The sequence below is a fragment of the Pedobacter sp. 01N416 genome (assembly GCF_056399685.1).
In genome coordinates, this window is the sequence record NZ_JBFTRT010001026.1 from 1 (window position 1) to 615 (window position 615).

A 615-nucleotide genomic window follows, 5' to 3' on the forward strand; every position below is an offset into this window, starting at 1 on the left:
AAAAGAAGCCTGGGCTGAAATTAAAAACCATCCTGATGTTACCATAACAGTAGATTTGTTCTGGATCGGCTTGGTTTACTTTAAAAAAGGACAGGCAAAAGAACACTTTAAGCTTAAATTTTAAGAAAATGGAAATCGAACCGAAATTAGAAGGTATCCAAAAACGGTCAGCGCTGTTTATTTTGTTGATTAGTCTTTTTTTAGGGATTGCTTTTTATTTGGTTTCGCTTTTTATTAAAATGAGTGTGCTTACACACATTATGCTGGGCTGGGATGCATTTTGTTTGATGCTGATTACCCTCCATTGGTATATGTTTTTTCATACTTCCGCTGCCGAAACACATCTTAAAGCGAAAATGCAGGATGAAACCCGGGGCGAAATTTTTGCCATTGTGTTGGTTTCTACCTTTGCTGGTCTGCTTGCCGTAATTTTGTTGCTGATTAATAAAGATATTGACCCACTCGATTTAGTAGTAGCCATAACAGGTATGTTTTTATCGTGGTTTTTGGTGCATACCACTTTTAGCATGCGTTATGCACATCTTTATTATGGGGATAATAAAAAAGGGCATTCAAATAAAAAAGGAGCAGGACTTGAATTTCCTGGAGATGATG

1 protein-coding gene and 1 pseudogene are annotated in these 615 nt (G+C 36.7%); both read left to right on the top strand.

Features of this window, described 5'->3' with window-relative positions; all coding sequences use genetic code 11:
- Positions 1 to 124: pseudogene (locus AC1DND_RS29045) on the top strand (SAM-dependent methyltransferase); the annotation flags it as partial.
- 4 nt (positions 125 to 128) lie between these two features.
- Positions 129 to 615: DUF1345 domain-containing protein (locus AC1DND_RS29050; RefSeq protein ID WP_477586466.1), on the top strand; the 487-nt coding region annotated here is incomplete at its 3' end.